Source organism: Streptomyces sp. NPDC056361 (assembly GCF_042262805.1).
Lineage (GTDB): Bacteria > Actinomycetota > Actinomycetes > Streptomycetales > Streptomycetaceae > Streptomyces.
The window spans coordinates 15,055-30,639 of sequence record NZ_JBHJQI010000102.1; the positions used below are offsets into that span (position 1 = coordinate 15,055).

Sequence of the window (15,585 nt, forward strand, 5' to 3'; positions counted from 1 at the left end):
CGGCGTAACCAGGGGTAACCGAACCCCGCGTACACATTGGCACCACACCCCGGACAAGGCAGTATCACCTCGTGGCCGAACTCATCACGATCGACGACCCCGACGACCCGCGCCTGCGCGACTACACCGGCCTGACCGACGTCGAACTCCGCCGCAGACGCGAGCCGGCCGAGGGCCTGTTCATCGCGGAGGGCGAGAAGGTCATCCGCCGGGCCAGGCAGGCGGGGTACGAGATGCGGTCGATGCTGCTCTCCGCCAAGTGGGTCGACGTCATGCGGGACGTCATCGACGAGGTCCCCGCGCCGGTGTACGCGATCCAGCCCGACCTCGCGGAACGCGTCACCGGCTACCACGTGCACCGCGGCGCGCTCGCCTCCATGCAGCGCAAGCCGCTCCCGGACGCCGCCGAACTGCTCGTCGGCGCCCGGCGCGTGGTCGTCATGGAGTCGGTCAACGACCACACCAACATCGGCGCCATCTTCCGCAGCGCCGCGGCCCTCGGCATGGACGCCGTCCTGCTCTCCCCGGACTGCGCCGACCCGCTCTACCGGCGCTCGGTGAAGGTCTCGATGGGCGCGGTCTTCTCCGTCCCGTACGCCCGCCTCGACACCTGGCCCCGGGGCCTGGAGACCGTACGGGAGGCGGGCTTCAAGCTCCTCGCCCTCACCCCGGCGGAGAAGGCGACCTCCATCGACGAGGCCGCCCCGCACAAGCTCGACCGGGTGGCCCTCATGCTGGGCGCCGAGGGCGACGGCCTCTCCACCCAGGCCCTGCGCGCCGCCGACGAATGGGTCCGCATCCCCATGGCCCACGGCGTCGACTCCCTCAACGTGGGCGCGGCGGCGGCGGTCGCCTTCTACGCGGTCGCCACGGGCCGCCCGGAGTCCTGACACCGGCGGGGTCTCCCCGCCCCGCCGACCGGCCGGACCTTCAGGCCTGCGGTCGCCGGCCTCATCGACCCCTGACGGGGCCTGGATCCGTAGGTTCCGGCCCCGTAGGTCCGGTCCCTGTAGGCCCCGGTCCCTGTAGGCCCCGGTCCCTGTAGGCCTCGGTCCCTGTAGGTCCCGGTCCTGTCGGTCAGGGCCCCGTCGGTCCGGACCTAGCCCTGCAGGGCCTGGGCCGCGGCGATGCCCAGGGCCACGACCAGCGTCACGACCACGAAGACGAAGAGCCGCTGGCGCAGCAGCCGCGGGTTGGCCGGGCGGCGGCCCGTCGACGTCGAGCGGGCGCCGGGCCGGGTGCCCGTACGCGGCTGGGGGCGCGAACCACCGGTCCGCGGCCCGCCCGTCGGCCGCGAGGACGGCCCGGCACCACGCCCCGCCGTCCGCTCGCGGTCCGCACCCCGGTCACGCTCGGCACCGCGCTCGGTGTCCCGCCCGTGGGTGTCACGCTCCGTGTACCGTTCCGTCGGCCGCGCGGGGCTCCGCTCCTCGGTCCGCTCGCGCTGCACGGGCGGCCGCGAGACCGGCAGGCCCTGCGCCTCGCGCGCCGCGATCTCCTTGAGCCGCATCGACAGCTGGAGCGTGCTGGGCCGGTCCTCGGGGTCCTTCGCCAGACAGGCGCGGATCAGCGGCGCCAGCGCGTCCGGCACCCCGTGCAGCTGCGGCTCCTCGTGCACCACCCGGTACAGCATGACCTCGGAACTGCCGTGCCCGAAGGGGGAGTCCGCCATCGCCGCGTACGCGAGCGTGGCACCGAGCGAGAACACGTCGGTGGCCGGCGTGACCGCCGCGCCGCGCACCTGCTCGGGGGCGAGGAAGCCGGGCGAGCCCACCGCCGTGCCCACGTGGGTCAGGGTGCTGGCCCCGGTGGCCCACGCGATGCCGAAGTCGATGATGCGGGGGCCCTTGGGGGAGAGCAGGATGTTCGACGGCTTCAGGTCCCGGTGCACCACCCCGGCCTCGTGGACGGCGACCAGGCCCTCCGAGAGCGCGGCCCCGATCGAGGCGACGTCGGCGGCGCGCAGCCCGCCCTCCTCGGCGACCCGGTCGTGCAGCGAGGGGCCGGGCACGTACTGCGTGGCGAACCAGGGGCGCTCGGCCTCCAGGTCGGCGGCGACGAGCCGGGCCGTGCAACCGCCGCGGATCCGCCGGGCCGCCGACACCTCACGGGCGAACCGCGACCGGAACTCCTGGTCCTCGGCCAGATCCGGCCGGATCACCTTCAGCGCCACCCGCTGGCCGCGCCGGTCGGACCCCAGGTACACGACGCCCATCCCGCCGGCCCCCAGCCTGCGGTGGAGCCGGAACGACCCGACGATCCGCGGATCCTCGCGCCGGAGCCGCATCATCGCCATGTCCGTCCCCTCGTCCGTTCGACGTGGCACAGCTTACGTAGTGGCGCCCGCACGCGCTCATAGGCCGCGCCCTCGACCGGGATCGATTGTCAGTGCTGAAGGGAGCACCACGGCACCGCACGGGACGGCGGCATTTTCCAACCCCCCTTGTCCGAAACCCACTTGACGGAACGTCGTGAAACCGGCGCGACGGTCCGCCGAGCCGTCCGCCGGGCCGACCGGCGGCGGCCCGCGGCCCGCACCCCGCGAAGTGAGAGAAGTCACGCCCCCACGCCGTCCCCTCCGGGAAGACCCCGTGATCGGAGCCCCCGTCTCCACCCAGGGGAGTACGCCGCACGGGCGGGCCTCATCCTCCGGGAGGCCCGCAAGTCGGTACGCGGGCATGACGTCCGGGCGCTCCCCGCTCCCTAATCTTGAAGTCAAGCGGCGGGTGCAGCACTCGTCCCCCGAGGTCACGCACCCGCCGCGCCGACACACGACAGGAGAGGAACCATGGCCTTCACGGCACCGCGGACGAGCACCCGGCCTTCGGGCCAGCGCCACCCCCTGGTGGCCACCGCCATGGTCCTCCCTCTCGCGGCCCTGCTCGTAGTCGTCTTCGGCGGCTGGGACGCAGTGGTCACACAGGCGTCGTCCGTGGGCGTGATGCTGGGGCGCTGAACAGCGCCCCGGACCCGGGAGAGCGGCCCGGGTCGGGACATCCGGCCATCAACCCCGTGGGGACGGGGGTGCGGCGGACGGCAGCGTGGGGCCGGTCAGCTGGGGAGCTGACCGGCCCTCGCGCTTTCCCGGCGCAGGGCCGCGTACGCTCCCGCCCCCCCGTAAGCTCTCCGACCCACCCCGCACGCTCCCCGACCCACCCCGTACGCTCCCCGACCCACCCCGTACGCTCCCCGCGTGGACTCCGTCGCCCCGAACCCGCCCCCGCCGACCCTGCCCGGCCCGCGGGTCCCGCTCGACCGGCTCGCCGCCGTCGCGCGGGACGCCGCTCACGGGGCGGGTGGATCCTGCCGGTGCCCGGGCGACGTCGTCGGGGTGCTCGCCGACCGGGAGGACGGGACCGTCGTGCGGCACGGGGGCCTCGTCGTCAAGGCGCACGCCCCGGACACCGACCCGGAGGCGCACCGGGCCCGGCTCGCGCTCGCCGGGCACCCGGCCGTCGCCGCCGTCTTCCTGCCGCCGCTCCCGCTCCCGCTCCCGCTCCAGGGCCCCGGGCCCGAGGTGCCGGACCGGTTCGGCGGCCGCCCCGTCACGGTCTGGCCGTACGGGTCTCCCGTCGACCCGGCGGACCCGGACGCCGCGCCCTGGGAAGAGGCGGCCCGGCTGCTCGCCGCCCTCCACCGGACACCGCCGCCGGACGGATCGGTGCCGGACGGATCGGCGCCGGGCCTGCCGGAGATGCGGGCCCGGGTGAAGGTCGCGCTCGCGGTGGACCGGATGGTCCGGGCGGCGCCCGGACACCCGGCGACCGCCACCGTCCTCGGCGCGTGGCGGACACTTCCCGGCCGCGACCGCGACGGAGCGCCGGGCGCGGATGAGGACGGCACCGCTCAGGCTTCCCCGACGCTCTGCCACGGCGACTTCCACCTGGGCCAACTGGTCCGCGACAGCGGGTCCGAGGCGGACCGGACGCCGGGGCGGTGGCGGCTGATCGACATCGACGACGTCGGGTGGGGCGACCCGGCATGGGATTTGGCCAGGCCCGCCGCGTGGTTCGCCGCGGGCATCCTGCCGCCGGAGGTCTGGTCGCGGTTCCTCGGCGCGTACCAGGAGGCGGGAGGTCCGGCGGTGGGGCCCGACCCGTGGGTGCGACTCGACGTGCCGGCCCGGGCCCTGACGGTGCAGACGGCCGCGCTGGCCGTGGCCAAGGCGACGGCCGGGCGCCGCGAACTCGACGAGGTCGAGGCCGTGATGGTCGACACGTGTGCGCGTATCGCGGGACATCGAACCGTATCGGCTGATCCGGCGTCCACGTAAGGTGAGGCCACCATTCGAACGGCAATGTCAGGGAGTTGAGCCGAGCATGCAGTGTCCCAAGTGTCATGCGGCCATGCACACGTACAACCGCAACGGCGTCCAGATCGAGCAGTGCAGCGGCTGCCGGGGCATATTCCTGGACTTCGGCGAGCTGGAGGCCCTGACCCGCCTGGAGTCCCAGTGGGCCCAGCAGGCCCCGCCCGCCCCGCCGGCCTACCCGGCGCAGCCCGCCCCCGCCGCCCCCGCCTGGGGCGCCCCGCACCACGGCGGTCACCACGGCGGCGGTCACTACCGTCAGCGCGGCTTCGGGCGGATGCTCTTCTCCTCCTGACCCCTCCCGGGCGGAACCGGTCGGCGCCCACGGGTGCCGGCCGCCGCTCACGCCTGCCGGGCGAGACGAAGAAGCCCCCGACCGCGAGCTGCGGCCGGGGGCTTCTTCGAATGGTGCGCGATACTGGGATTGAACCAGTGACCTCTTCCGTGTCAGGGAAGCGCTCTCCCGCTGAGCTAATCGCGCGGGACGCACCCGAGGGCGCGGGATGTGAGTGCGCGATACTGGGATTGAACCAGTGACCTCTTCCGTGTCAGGGAAGCGCTCTCCCGCTGAGCTAATCGCGCGGGACGCACCAGAAGGTGCGGGATGTGAGTGCGCGATACTGGGATTGAACCAGTGACCTCTTCCGTGTCAGGGAAGCGCTCTCCCGCTGAGCTAATCGCGCGGGGGATCCGAAGACCCAGGACCCGAAGGTCCAGTGGACGATACTGGGATTGAACCAGTGACCTCTTCCGTGTCAGGGAAGCGCTCTCCCGCTGAGCTAATCGTCCTTGGAGGTGGAGACGGGATTTGAACCCGTGTAGACGGCTTTGCAGGCCGTTGCCTCGCCTCTCGGCCACTCCACCAGGAGTGAATACGGGGGTTCGGGAAGATCCCCCACATCGAGCGGACGACGAGATTCGAACTCGCGACCCTCACCTTGGCAAGGTGATGCTCTACCAACTGAGCCACGTCCGCTTGTCGTTTCCGTTCCGCTTGCGCGTCCCGGCGACGTGTTGAACTCTAGCGGATTCCTGGGCCAGCACAAAAACGCGTTTCCGCAGCGTGCTGACCTGCGAGGCGACCGGGGTGCCCGGCCGGGCACCCCGGAGGGTTCGCACGGCGTTCACTCGCCGTGTTCCCCGGGTGGCGCGCAGCCCCCGTGAAGTGCGCCCCCGGTGGCACGGCGTCGGCGGACCTAGACTCGATGCGTGCACGACCTTGCTCCTCTGGCCCGCTTCGGCGGCCTCGTCGCGACCGATCTCCGGGACGTCACCCACGACCCCGAGGCCCTGGAATCCGCCGGCTTCTGGGCCGTCTGCGCGGACTTCGAAGGGCGCCTCACCTGCGCCCGCTTCGGAGACGTGCGGCCCGACCCGGTCCCCGCGCCCGTCCCCGGCGCCTGGCGCGGTCCCGCGGCCGGTGACTGGACGTCCTCCCTCGACCGCGCCGCGTACATCGCGGGCGTGCGGCGGGTGCGCGAGCACATCGCGCGCGGCGAGGTCTACCAGGCGAACCTCTGCCGGGTGCTGACCGCGCCGCTGCCCGACCCGGCCGCCGCCGACGTGGACGCCCTCACCGCGCTGCTCGCCCGGGGCAACCCCGCCCCCTACGCCGGAACGATCCGTCTGCCGGCCCACGGCGTGGAGATCGCGACCGCGTCCCCCGAGCTCTACCTCCGCAGGGAGGGGGTCCTGATCTCCTCGGGCCCCATCAAGGGAACCGGACGCACCGCGGCCGACCTGCTCCCCAAGGACCACGCGGAGAACGTGATGATCGTCGACCTGGTCCGCAACGACCTGGGACGCGTCAGCGAGACCGGCTCCGTCGCCGTCCCCGCGCTCTGCGCGCTCGAGGAGCATCCCGGCCTCGTCCACCTCGTCTCCACCGTCACCGGCGTCCTGCGCGAGGACGCCGGCTGGCCCGAGCTGCTCGACGCGACCTTCCCGCCCGGCTCCGTCACCGGGGCGCCCAAGTCCAGCGCGCTGCGGATCATCGAGGCGCTGGAGACCGCGCCCCGGGGCCCGTACTGCGGCGGCGTCGGCTGGGTCGACGCCGACGCGGGCACCGCGGAGCTGGCCGTCGGCATACGCACCTTCTGGATCGACCGCCCCCAGGGCGTCCTCCGCTTCGGCACCGGCGCCGGGATCACCTGGGGGTCCGACCCGGAGCGCGAGTGGGAGGAGACCGAGCTGAAGGCGTCCCGGCTGGTCGCGATAGCGTCGGGCGGCGACGAGTCGGGCGCCCGTGAGGCGAGTGGAAAGGCCATTTCTCGATGAAACTGTGGGTCAACGGCGGGCTGCACGACGAGGAGGCCGCCCGGGTCTCCGTACTGGACCACGGGCTGACCGTCGGCGACGGCATCTTCGAGACGGTCAAGACCGAGCGTGGGGAAACGTTTGCTCTCACGCTCCACCTGGAGCGCCTCACCCGCTCGGCCCGCGGCCTCGGCCTGCCCGACCCGGACCTCGACGAGGTCCGCGCGGCCGTCGCCGCCGTGCTCGAAGCCAACCCGATGGAACTCGGCCGGCTCCGCATCACGTACACCGGCGGGCTCTCCCCGCTCGGTTCGGAGCGCGGCGACTCCGGCGCGAGCCTCGTCGTCGCCCTCGGCGGGACCGGCCGCCGCGCCGACTCCACCGCGGTGATCACCGTGCCCTGGACGCGCAACGAGCGCGGCGCCCTGACCGGACTCAAGACCACCTCGTACGCCGAGAACGTCGTCGCCCTCGCCAGGGCCCGCGAGCAGGGGGCCTCCGAGGCGCTCTTCGCCAACACCGTCGGGCAGCTGTGCGAGGGCACCGGCTCCAACGTCTTCGTCGTGGTCGACGGCCGGATCCTCACCCCGCCGGTCTCCTCCGGCTGCCTCGCCGGCATCACCCGCGCCCTCGCCGTGGAGTGGACCGGCGCCGAGGAGACCGATCTGCCGATGGACGTCCTGGAGACGGCCGAGGAGGTCTTCCTGACCTCGACCCTCCGCGACGTCCAGGGCGTCCACCGCGTCGACGGGCGGGAGTTCACGGCCGCGCCCGGCCCGGTCACGGCCAAGGCGATGCGGATCTTCGACGAGCGGGCGGCCGGCGACCGCGACCCGCGGCTCGGGTGAGCCCCGATGCCCGGACACCTGCGTGCGCGTGTCCGGGCGTCGCCGAGAAGTCCCCGTAAATCCGGATGACGGACGGCCGCGGGGTGGGTAGAACTCCTCTGATGACCACCACCCTGCGGCCGGCCGAGCCGCTTCAGCAGACGCCCGACGGCGGCCGTTCCCGTGCCTACGACGTGTGCGTGAACAGCCGCCGCGTCGGCTCCGTCCGGCTCGCGACCGACCCCCGCTTCGGGGCGGCCTCCGGCGTGATCGAGGAGATCCGCGTCGACGAGCCGGACCGGCGGCGGGGCCGGGGCACGGTCGCCGCGCTCGCCTCCGAGGAGGTGCTGCGCGGCTGGGGCTGCGTCGAGGTGCAGATATCGGTGCCCGCCGACGCCGAGGCGGCGCTGAGCATGGCCCGCTCCCTCGGCTACGCCGAGCGCAGCCGCAACATGGTCAAGGAACTGGCCGCCGAACCGCCGGCCCTGCCGGAGGGCGTCGAGGTCCGGCCGATGAACGACGGCGAGTACGCCGAGTGGGAGGCGCGCGCCAAGGAGGGCTTCGCGCAGAGCTGGATCGACCGGGGCGTCCCCGAGGACCAGGCCCGCACCAAGGCCGAGGACAGCCACCGCAGGTACCTCCCCGAAGGCCTGGCCACCCCCGGCGTCGCGATCCACGTCGTCGTGCGGGACGGCGTGCCCGCCGGCTTCCTGTGGACCGGCCGCATCGAGCTCGAACCGGGGGAGTGGGCGGCCTTCGTGTACGACATCGAGGTCGACGAGGGCCACCGCGGCCGCGGCTACGGCCGGGCGCTCATGCTGCTCGCCGAGCGGGTCGCGCGGGAAACCGGGGACACCCGGCTCGGACTGCACGTCTTCGCCGGCAACACCCCGGCGATCCGCCTGTACGAGTCGCTCGGCTACCGCACGACGCTCGTCAACAGCGCCAAGGAGCTGCGATAGGGCCCAGGCCCGTCAGCCCGGCGCCCGTCGTCAGCCCGGCGCTCGCCGGGCTGACGGCTCACGGGCCCGTCCTGGACGACAAGGACCACCGGCCATCCGGCCCGCCTGCCCGGCGCCCGGGCCGCTCGCCGGCCTGCCTGTCTGTTCGGCCCCTGTCCTGGGCGACGAGGACCGCAGGCCGTCCGGCCCGCCCCCGCGCCCGAGGCTGCTCGCCGGCCGGCCTGCTCGGCTGCTCACGGGCCTGTCGGCCCGCCCGCTCGCCGGCCCCGGCGGCCCGCCTGCCTGCCCGGTTGCTCACGGGCTGTCGGCCCGCCCGCTCGCCGGCTCGGCTGCCCGTCCCCCGGCGGCCCGCCTGCCGACCCCCTCCGGCGGCCCGGCTGCCGGCGGCCTGCTTGCTTGTCCCAGGCGGCCTGGCTGCCCAGTCTGCCTGCTCGCCCCGGGGCGGCCTGCCTCCCAGGCTCGCCCGCCCGCGAGCCCGGCTGCCCGGTCGCCCGCCCGTGTGCAGGGCGGTCCGGCCGACCGCCCGCGTGCTCTGCGGCCCGGGCGGTCAGCCGTTCAGGAGGCGGTCGGCGATCTCCGTGATGCGCTCCCGCAGGCCCTCCTGGCTCTTCCCGCCGTCCAGACGCCGGCCGTCGATGACGTACGTCGGCGTGCCGGTGACCTTGATCGCCTTGCCCTCGGCCTCGTCCGCGTCGACGGTCAGCAGGTGGCGGCCGTCGATCAGGGCGGTGTCGAACTCCTCGGCGTCCAGGCCGAGTTCCTTCGCCACATCGAGGAGGACCGACTCGCCCCGGTCGCCGAGCTCCGCGGTCCTGGCGAGCAGCGCCTCCACGTACGGCCAGCCCTTGCCCTGCTCGACCGCCTCCTCGGCGGCCTGCGCGGCGGCGTACGCGTGCTTGTGCTTCTCCAGCGGGAAGTGGCGCAGCTGTACGTCGAGCCGGTCGCCGTACTGCTCACGGAGCGCGCGGACGTCGTCGAGGGCCGCGAAGCAGTCGGGGCACTGGAGGTCGAACCACGCCTCGAGGACGACGGGGGAGGCGGATGCGGTGGTGGAGTCACTCATGACAGCAGTCTCCCTCACCGGGACCTGGGGAGGAGATCCGGCCGGGGTGACCCGGAGATCTCCCTGAGACGCGGCCCGGGGCATGGCCCGCGGCGGTCCCTCCGGTGCAGGATGGAAGGGACGTATCACCCGGGATCTGGAGGATCGCATGCTCGCCGAGACCATTTGCTCCGCGGTGTCCGCGGCGGGCCTGGGCATCGCCGCGATAGCGGCCTACCGGAAGCGGTTCCTGTCGGCGGCCCGGATCGCGGCCTACGCGCTGGTGCCGCTCGGCCTGGTGATGACGGGCTCCGTCGAATGGATCGTGGACACGGCGTTCAGCCCCGTGGCGTGGGCCGGATTCGGCGTGCTGGGCCTCGCCTTCCTGCTCTTCCTGTCCACCAGGGCGGTGGAGCGGCGCCGGGGCGGCCGCAAGGAGACGACCGGGGGCGCGGAGCCGAAGGCCGTCGCGCCGGCCGCCTCGGCACCCTCGCGCGGGGTGACCGCGGCGAAGCCGCAGGCCGGACAGGCGTCCGGTGAGGACTTCAGCGACATCGAGGCGATTCTGAAGAAGCACGGAATCTGATCGCTTCTGGCGGTTCCCGTTCCCGTGATCCACGGGAAGGGGTGAACAGCCCCTTCCGTGGGGCGTGTTGCGGGATTTCGCGGGCGCGCCGTGCGCCATCATCCCCCCGAGATGCTGGATACCTCGCGGGAACCCCTGCCCGCCTCCCCCGACGCCCCCGCCACCCCCGCCGAAGAGCCGCGCGGCTGCCTGTTCGCGCTCTCCCAGCCGCCGCTGATGATCTTCTTGGCCGTGATCGGCTGTCTGCTGCTGACGGCGGCCCTGCACGATCTCTTCGTGCTGTGACCGCCCGCGCCGCGTCCAGGGTCAGCCGGCCGCTTCCTTGCGCCGCGCCCGGTACGCGGCCACGTGCAGTCGGTTGCCGCAGGTGCGGCTGTCGCAGTAGCGGCGCGAGCGGTTGCGGGAGAGGTCGACGAAGGCCCGGCCGCAGTCCGGCGCCTCGCAGCGCCGCAGCCGCTCCTGCTCGCCGCCCACGACGATGAAGGCGAGGGCCATGCCGCAGTCGGCCGCGAGGTGGTCCGCCACCGAGGCGCCCGGCGCGAAGTAGTGCACGTGCCAGTCGTAGCCGTCGTGGTCGGTGAGCTGCGGGGTGGTGCCCGCGCCGGCCACCAGCTGGTTGATCAGGGGAGCCGCGATCCGGGCCTCGGGGGCGGAGAAGACCGCCGCGAACTTCTCGCGCACCTCCCGCACGGCCCGCAGGTCGTCGGGGCCGAGGTCGCCCACGTCGCTGATCTTGTGGGCCTGCACGAAGGCGTGCAGTCCCGCGATGTCCGCGAGCTCGTCGGCACGGTCGCCCTGCGGCGCGGTGTTCATCAGATCGACGACGGTGTCGAGGGCGATCCGGGTGTCGTGGGGGATCAGCACGATTCGCTCCCTGGCCGGCCGCGGGCGGGCGCCCGCGGAATGGCGCTGACTTTAGCGCGCCCCGGAAAAGGACATCGGCGCCCGCCACCGTGCCGGCTGCACGGTGGGAGCGCCGGATGTCGTGCCTATGTGACTGTCCGAGCGGCGCCGTCGCCCCGAGTCGGACGGCGCCGTGCGGTTGTCGGCCTGGCTCAGCTGTCGGCCAGGATGTGGGAGAGCTCCGTATCGAGATCGAAGTGCCGGTGCTCGGTGCCCGGTGGCACGGCGGCGTCGGTCCGCTTGAGGAACGACTCCAGGGCCCGCGCCGGGGCCTCGAGCAGGGCTTCTCCCTCGGGTGAGCTCAGAGCGATGCAGACGACTCCCTGGCCGTGACTACGGGATGGCCAGACGCGGACGTCGCCTGTGCCGGTGGGCCGGTGCAGCCCCTCGGCGAGAAGGTCGCGGGCGAAGACCCACTCGACCGTCTCCTCGGCTCCGGTGTGGAAGGTGGCGTGCACGGCATAGGGATCGGCCGTGTCATACCGCAGGCCCGCGGGTACAGGCAGTGAGGACTCGCTCGACACAACGAGGCGCAGGTGCAGCTCGCAGCTGACCGTGGTGTTCATAAGCGCCAGGGCCTTTCGCTCAGTGTGCGCTCGGGGATTCGCACGTCGGCGAAATCGACATGCCACCTCCGGTGGCGTTGTAAACCCCTCTGTCGGTTTTGTGATCGTTCAGGTAGCTCGTATGGGCGCGTGTAACTTTGGGTAATACCGCCATTCCGGTGGCGCCCTCCGGTCCGGTAGGTTGGAGTGCATGAATGCGGAGAGTGACGAGCGCGCCGAGGAGTCCGAGGGCGGCCAGGAGGCCGAACTGGGATCGCGCGCACCGGAGTTCATCAAGTCGCGGCGGGGCCTGCATGTGAGCTGGCAGGTCGGCGTCTTCATCGTGGGACTCGCCGTGGTCGGCGCCGGCGTGGTGATGCTGCCGCTCCCCGGCCCCGGCTGGCTGGTCATCTTCGGCGGCATGGCGATCTGGGCGACCGAGTTCGTCTGGGCGCAGCTCGTGCTCCGCTGGACCAAGCGGAAGGTCACCGAGGCCGCCCAGCGCGCCCTCGACCCCAAGGTCCGCCGCAGGAACATCATCCTCACCACCATCGGCCTGGTGATCATCGCCGCCCTGCTCGGCGTCTATCTGTGGAAGTTCGGCTTCGTCATGCCGTGGAAGATCGATCAGTGATCTCGCGGTGGTTCGGGAGCCCCGCTGACATGGGGTAATGTTCTGGGTGTGCCCGGGCGATTAGCTCAGCGGGAGAGCACTTCGTTCACACCGAAGGGGTCACTGGTTCGATCCCAGTATCGCCCACCACCCGGCACGAAGGCCCGGAGACGGAACACCGTCTCCGGGCCTTCGTCGTTCCTCACCGCATCCGGGCCAGCCGCTCCCGCAGCCTCCGGGCGTCCCGCAGCCGCTGCTCGTACGTGGCCCCCACCCCGAGCAGCAGGAGCCCGGCGAGGGCCGGCGGCAGCCAGCGCGGCAGCGCGCCCACCGCCTGCACCACGTACGGCGCCAGCTCGTGCAGCCCGTCCAGGGCCAGCACCGCGCCGCCGAGCACGAGCAGCGCCTGGAGCCGGAACCGCGCGCCCAGCAGGGTCACCACGAGCGCCGCGATCCCCAGGACCAGCGGGCGCGTCCACTCCGGGTCCGTCCACGCCGCCACCAGGCTCAGCAGCAGCGTCGCCGCGAGACCGGGGCCGTACGCCGTCCAGGACGAGGCCTCCGCGTCCCGGCGCCGCCGCAGGAACCCGACGACCAGAGCCGGCACCGTCACCGGGAGCGTGTACGCCTCCGGGGTCGTCACGTCCCACACGGCCAGGCGCACCCAGGTGGCCAGCAGGAACAGCGCCGCCGCCGTCCACGAGGCGAACCGCCGCCGCTCCGGCCGTACCGCCGTCGCCGCCGCGATCACCCCGCCGAGCGCCAGGGCGAGCGCCAGGAACGCCGGCCGGGACGCGGCGATCCCCAGGGCGAGCAGCCCCACGGCCGCGCCCGTGATCTCCACCGCCAGGGCCACCGGGCGCGGCGCCCTGGAGCCGAGCGCGGCCGTCGCCGCCGGGACGAGCAGCAGCGCGAGCGCCGTCCAGTGGTCCTCGAACCCGCCGGCGGCCGCGACCGCGAACACCAGACCCGTCGCCGTGAGCACCGCCGCGCAGGCGGAGACCACCCGGCGCGCGTCGGCGCCGAGCACCGCGACCCCCGCGAAGAGTCCGAGCAGCACCCCGAGGGCGGCGAACGTCGCCCCTCGCACGTCCAGCGCGAGTCCGACCGCGCTCACCGCGGACGCGAGCCCGCCGGCGTACGCGAGCCGGCCGAGCGCGGTACGGGCGTCGACGACGACCGCCGCGGGCCGGGGCGAGGAGGGCGTCCAGGGCCCCCAGGGAGCCCCGGGACCGGCCACCGGGGCCGCCGGACCGCCGGTGGCGTGCGCCGTCGGCTCCGACCCCGTGGCGGCCGACGCTTCCGTGGAGGCGGACGCCGCCGGGGCGGTGGTGTCCGCGGGCGCCTTCTCGCGACGCAGGCCGCGCGCCAGCGGGCCCGGGCGGACGGCCGACCACAGCGCCGCCGCCGTGGTGGCGAGCTGGAGGGCGAGCGTCACCGGGTAGGGCAGGTCCAGGGAGACCGGCAGGGCGGTCAGGAGCGCCCAGGCGAGGGCGAGGGCGCCGCAGCGGGCCCAGAGCCGGGGGACGGCCGCGAGAACGGCGACGGCCACGACGAGGACCAGGACGGCGGTCGTCGGGTACGACGTCAGCGCCCGCTCGGCGTGCTCGCCCGACCAGACGTCCGTCGTGCGGCCCACCGGCCCGAGCAGCCCCGCCACCGCCGGCGGCAGCGCCCACACGACCCCGAGCGCCGCGACCCCGGCGCCCGCGGCCGCCAGACCCGCCCGCACGGCGCGCGGCAGCCACGCCCCGGAGGGCGAGGCCTGCGCCGGGGCACCGGCCGCGTCCGGCGTCGCCGGAGCGGACGAGGGCAGGAGCCGGACCGCCGCGAGGGCCAGACCGCACAGGACGTAGCCGGGGACCGCCCAGTCCGCGGGGACGGCCGCGCGGAGGAGGCCCCCGAAGGCCGCGACCGCGGCCAGACCGGCGAGCGCGGCACCCGGGACCGCGAGCGCGGGCGTGCGCCGGGCGACGTACAGGGCGAGCGCGCCCGCCGCGAGGAGCAGCGGCGCGCCGGTCCAGGGGGAGGTGAGCGAGAGCCAGCCGCCGGTCAGCAGCGACCAGCCGCCGAGCGCGGTCGCGCCCGTGGCGGCGGTGATCCGGACCGCGATCGGCCGGGCCCACAGCGCCGCCGCCGCGTCCGCCGCGGCCGTCACGAGAGCGGCCCAGGCGAACGCCGTCGGACCGCCACCGGCCGCGAGCACGCCCAGCGGTAGCGGCAGCTGGGCCGCCACCACGGCCACCGGCAGCGGGATCCGCAGCCGCGACAGCGCCGAGCCGTACGCCGTCCACGCGCCCGCCAGGACCGCGGCGGCCACCGCCGTGTACCCCAGGCCGTCCGCATCGGGCAGAGCCACCCGGTGCAGCGCGTACGCGTCGAGCACCATCAGGACCAGACCGAGCGCGGCCACCGACTCGGCCGTCGACACCAGACCCCTGCGCAGCAGCGCCACCGGCACCGCGAGCGCCGCCGACGTCACCACGAACAGCACCGCCGCGCGGGCGCCGATCCCCATCGAGCCCCAGCTCACCAGGGTGAAGGCGACCGCCGCGATCGTCAGCAGCGTCCCGCCCAGCGTCAGCAGCACGTTCTGCGCGCTCCGTGGCGTCGAGTCCGCCACCGGCGGGCGCGGCTGCCACGACGGCGCCACGACGCCGGCAGGCTGGTACAGCGCCCGGATCAGCCAGGCCCGCCTGGCCAGCAACTGGGACCGGCGAGCGTCGAGTTGGGCCAGCTCGCGGTCGACGAGCACCAGCTCGTCCGCGGGTGGCAGGGAAGTGTCCATACCCGGAGTGTGGCCCCGGCCACACGCTGCGGGAATGCGTCCACGTACTCAGATCCGCGCCTGAGTACCCCCACACTGGAGGCATGGACTGGTGCCGGTACCGCTTCCGCAGCGTCTGGCGGCTGCCCGCCCCGCCCGACGCCGTCTACGCCGTCCTCGAACGCGCCGAGGAGTACCCCCGCTGGTGGCCCCAGGTCCGCGAGGTCGTCCCCCTCGACGACACCACCGGCACCGCCCGGTTCCGCTCCCTCCTCCCGTACGACCTCGTCGTCACCGCCCGCGCCCTGCGCCGCGACCCGGTGGCCCGGGTCCTGGAGATCGGCCTCGGCGGCGACCTGGAGGGCTGGGCCCGCTGGACGATCGCGGCGGACGGCACCGGCACCCGCGCCGTGTACGAGCAGGAGGTCGAGGTGCGCGCCCGGCTCCTGCGGCTCCTCGCCTTCCCCGGACGTCCCGTCTTCCGGGCCAACCACGCCCTGATGATGCGCGGCGGACGGCGCGGGCTCGCGGCCGAGACGAGCGGCGCCGCACGGAGGGCGCCGTCGAGGGGCCGCGGTCGGGCGACGGGCGGGCCGGTTTGAACCCAGGGCGCGAAGCCCTGTATGGTTCAACCCGTTCCCGGGCGATTAGCTCAGCGGGAGAGCACTTCGTTCACACCGAAGGGGTCACTGGTTCGATCCCAGTATCGCCCACCGGGAGAGGCCGGGGCGGCCAGAGGACGGACCCCCCCAGGGAATATTGAGGCCCCCCGGCG

Annotated in this window: 16 protein-coding genes and 8 tRNA genes; 13 read left to right on the top strand and 11 right to left on the bottom strand. The window is 74.2% G+C overall.

Annotation, left to right across the window (positions count from 1 at the left end):
- Positions 1-71: 71 nt before the first annotated feature.
- The gene (locus tag ACFCY7_RS27835; protein ID WP_376488807.1) at positions 72-890 is read left to right on the top strand and encodes a TrmH family RNA methyltransferase; all 819 of its coding nucleotides are present in this window, start codon (positions 72-74) and stop codon (positions 888-890) included.
- A 209-nt stretch (positions 891-1,099) separates the two neighbouring features.
- On the opposite strand, the gene ACFCY7_RS27840 is transcribed toward ACFCY7_RS27835, so the two are convergent.
- Positions 1,100-2,296: a protein kinase gene (locus ACFCY7_RS27840; protein ID WP_376488808.1), complete on the bottom strand. Its 1,197-nt coding sequence runs from the start codon at positions 2,294-2,296 to the stop codon at positions 1,100-1,102.
- Between the two features lie 492 nt (positions 2,297-2,788).
- On the opposite strand from ACFCY7_RS27840, the gene ACFCY7_RS27845 reads away from it, so the two are divergent.
- The 3 genes from ACFCY7_RS27845 to ACFCY7_RS27855 all read left to right on the top strand — a co-directional run bounded on the left by ACFCY7_RS27845 (position 2,789) and on the right by ACFCY7_RS27855 (position 4,604).
- A complete protein-coding gene (locus tag ACFCY7_RS27845; RefSeq protein WP_362564892.1) occupies positions 2,789-2,956 on the top strand; it encodes a hypothetical protein in 168 nt (55 codons plus the stop codon).
- A gap of 273 nt (positions 2,957-3,229) precedes the next feature.
- On the top strand, positions 3,230-4,273 hold the full coding sequence (locus ACFCY7_RS27850) for a phosphotransferase (RefSeq protein WP_376488820.1): 1,044 nt from the start codon (positions 3,230-3,232) through the stop codon (positions 4,271-4,273).
- Positions 4,274-4,319: 46 nt separating this feature from the next.
- Positions 4,320-4,604, top strand: a complete 285-nt coding sequence (locus ACFCY7_RS27855; protein ID WP_376488809.1) for a zf-TFIIB domain-containing protein — start codon at positions 4,320-4,322, stop codon at positions 4,602-4,604.
- 111 nt (positions 4,605-4,715) lie between these two features.
- On the opposite strand, the gene ACFCY7_RS27860 is transcribed toward ACFCY7_RS27855, so the two are convergent.
- The 6 genes from ACFCY7_RS27860 to ACFCY7_RS27885 form a co-directional block, all read right to left on the bottom strand.
- Positions 4,716-4,790 (bottom strand) — tRNA-Val (locus ACFCY7_RS27860).
- 29 nt (positions 4,791-4,819) lie between these two features.
- A tRNA-Val gene (locus tag ACFCY7_RS27865) sits at positions 4,820-4,891 on the bottom strand.
- A 29-nt stretch (positions 4,892-4,920) separates the two neighbouring features.
- Positions 4,921-4,992 (bottom strand) — tRNA-Val (locus tag ACFCY7_RS27870).
- 34 nt (positions 4,993-5,026) lie between these two features.
- Positions 5,027-5,098, bottom strand: a tRNA-Val gene (locus tag ACFCY7_RS27875).
- 1 nt (position 5,099) lies between these two features.
- Positions 5,100-5,173 (bottom strand) — tRNA-Cys (locus tag ACFCY7_RS27880).
- Positions 5,174-5,212: 39 nt separating this feature from the next.
- Positions 5,213-5,285: transfer RNA gene (locus ACFCY7_RS27885), tRNA-Gly, on the bottom strand.
- 233 nt (positions 5,286-5,518) lie between these two features.
- On the opposite strand from ACFCY7_RS27885, the gene ACFCY7_RS27890 reads away from it, so the two are divergent.
- From ACFCY7_RS27890 to ACFCY7_RS27900, 3 genes are all read left to right on the top strand, one after another.
- Positions 5,519-6,586 (top strand): chorismate-binding protein, encoded by a 1,068-nt coding sequence (locus tag ACFCY7_RS27890; protein WP_376488810.1) that lies wholly within the window; start codon positions 5,519-5,521, stop codon positions 6,584-6,586.
- Complete coding sequence (locus ACFCY7_RS27895) at positions 6,583-7,413, top strand: aminotransferase class IV (protein ID WP_376488811.1); 831 nt, start codon at positions 6,583-6,585, stop codon at positions 7,411-7,413. Before ACFCY7_RS27890 ends, ACFCY7_RS27895 begins: the two co-directional genes overlap by 4 nt.
- 101 nt (positions 7,414-7,514) lie before the next feature.
- Positions 7,515-8,354, top strand: coding sequence for a GNAT family N-acetyltransferase (locus ACFCY7_RS27900; protein WP_376488812.1), 840 nt, complete (start codon positions 7,515-7,517; stop codon positions 8,352-8,354).
- Positions 8,355-8,901: 547 nt separating this feature from the next.
- On the opposite strand, the gene ACFCY7_RS27905 is transcribed toward ACFCY7_RS27900, so the two are convergent.
- A complete protein-coding gene (locus ACFCY7_RS27905) occupies positions 8,902-9,417 on the bottom strand; it encodes a DsbA family protein (RefSeq protein WP_376488813.1) in 516 nt (171 codons plus the stop codon).
- Positions 9,418-9,565: 148 nt separating this feature from the next.
- On the opposite strand from ACFCY7_RS27905, the gene ACFCY7_RS27910 reads away from it, so the two are divergent.
- Together ACFCY7_RS27910 and ACFCY7_RS27915 are read left to right on the top strand one after the other, a co-directional pair.
- Positions 9,566-9,982 carry a hypothetical protein gene (locus ACFCY7_RS27910; protein ID WP_376488814.1) on the top strand — a complete coding sequence of 139 codons (417 nt, stop codon included), beginning with the start codon at positions 9,566-9,568 and terminating at the stop codon, positions 9,980-9,982.
- 111 nt (positions 9,983-10,093) lie between these two features.
- Positions 10,094-10,267, top strand: coding sequence for a hypothetical protein (locus tag ACFCY7_RS27915; protein WP_376488815.1), 174 nt, complete (start codon positions 10,094-10,096; stop codon positions 10,265-10,267).
- 21 nt (positions 10,268-10,288) lie between these two features.
- Here ACFCY7_RS27915 and ACFCY7_RS27920 read toward each other — a convergent pair whose 3' ends face one another.
- Together ACFCY7_RS27920 and ACFCY7_RS27925 are read right to left on the bottom strand one after the other, a co-directional pair.
- Positions 10,289-10,846, bottom strand: coding sequence for a CGNR zinc finger domain-containing protein (locus ACFCY7_RS27920; RefSeq protein WP_376488816.1), 558 nt, complete (start codon positions 10,844-10,846; stop codon positions 10,289-10,291).
- A 191-nt stretch (positions 10,847-11,037) separates the two neighbouring features.
- A complete protein-coding gene (locus ACFCY7_RS27925) occupies positions 11,038-11,451 on the bottom strand; it encodes an SsgA family sporulation/cell division regulator (RefSeq protein ID WP_015032345.1) in 414 nt (137 codons plus the stop codon).
- Positions 11,452-11,641: 190 nt separating this feature from the next.
- Between ACFCY7_RS27925 and ACFCY7_RS27930 the strand changes: the two genes are divergently transcribed.
- Both ACFCY7_RS27930 and ACFCY7_RS27935 read left to right on the top strand, forming a co-directional pair.
- Positions 11,642-12,064 (top strand): TIGR02611 family protein, encoded by a 423-nt coding sequence (locus ACFCY7_RS27930; protein ID WP_376488817.1) that lies wholly within the window; start codon positions 11,642-11,644, stop codon positions 12,062-12,064.
- Positions 12,065-12,118: 54 nt separating this feature from the next.
- Positions 12,119-12,193, top strand: a tRNA-Val gene (locus ACFCY7_RS27935).
- Between the two features lie 52 nt (positions 12,194-12,245).
- On the opposite strand, the gene ACFCY7_RS27940 is transcribed toward ACFCY7_RS27935, so the two are convergent.
- The gene (locus ACFCY7_RS27940) at positions 12,246-14,831 is read right to left on the bottom strand and encodes an SCO7613 C-terminal domain-containing membrane protein (RefSeq protein WP_376488818.1); all 2,586 of its coding nucleotides are present in this window, start codon (positions 14,829-14,831) and stop codon (positions 12,246-12,248) included.
- A gap of 83 nt (positions 14,832-14,914) precedes the next feature.
- On the opposite strand from ACFCY7_RS27940, the gene ACFCY7_RS27945 reads away from it, so the two are divergent.
- Both ACFCY7_RS27945 and ACFCY7_RS27950 read left to right on the top strand, forming a co-directional pair.
- Positions 14,915-15,412: an SRPBCC family protein gene (locus ACFCY7_RS27945; protein ID WP_376488819.1), complete on the top strand. Its 498-nt coding sequence runs from the start codon at positions 14,915-14,917 to the stop codon at positions 15,410-15,412.
- A gap of 39 nt (positions 15,413-15,451) precedes the next feature.
- Positions 15,452-15,523, top strand: a tRNA-Val gene (locus ACFCY7_RS27950).
- Positions 15,524-15,585: the final 62 nt, after the last annotated feature.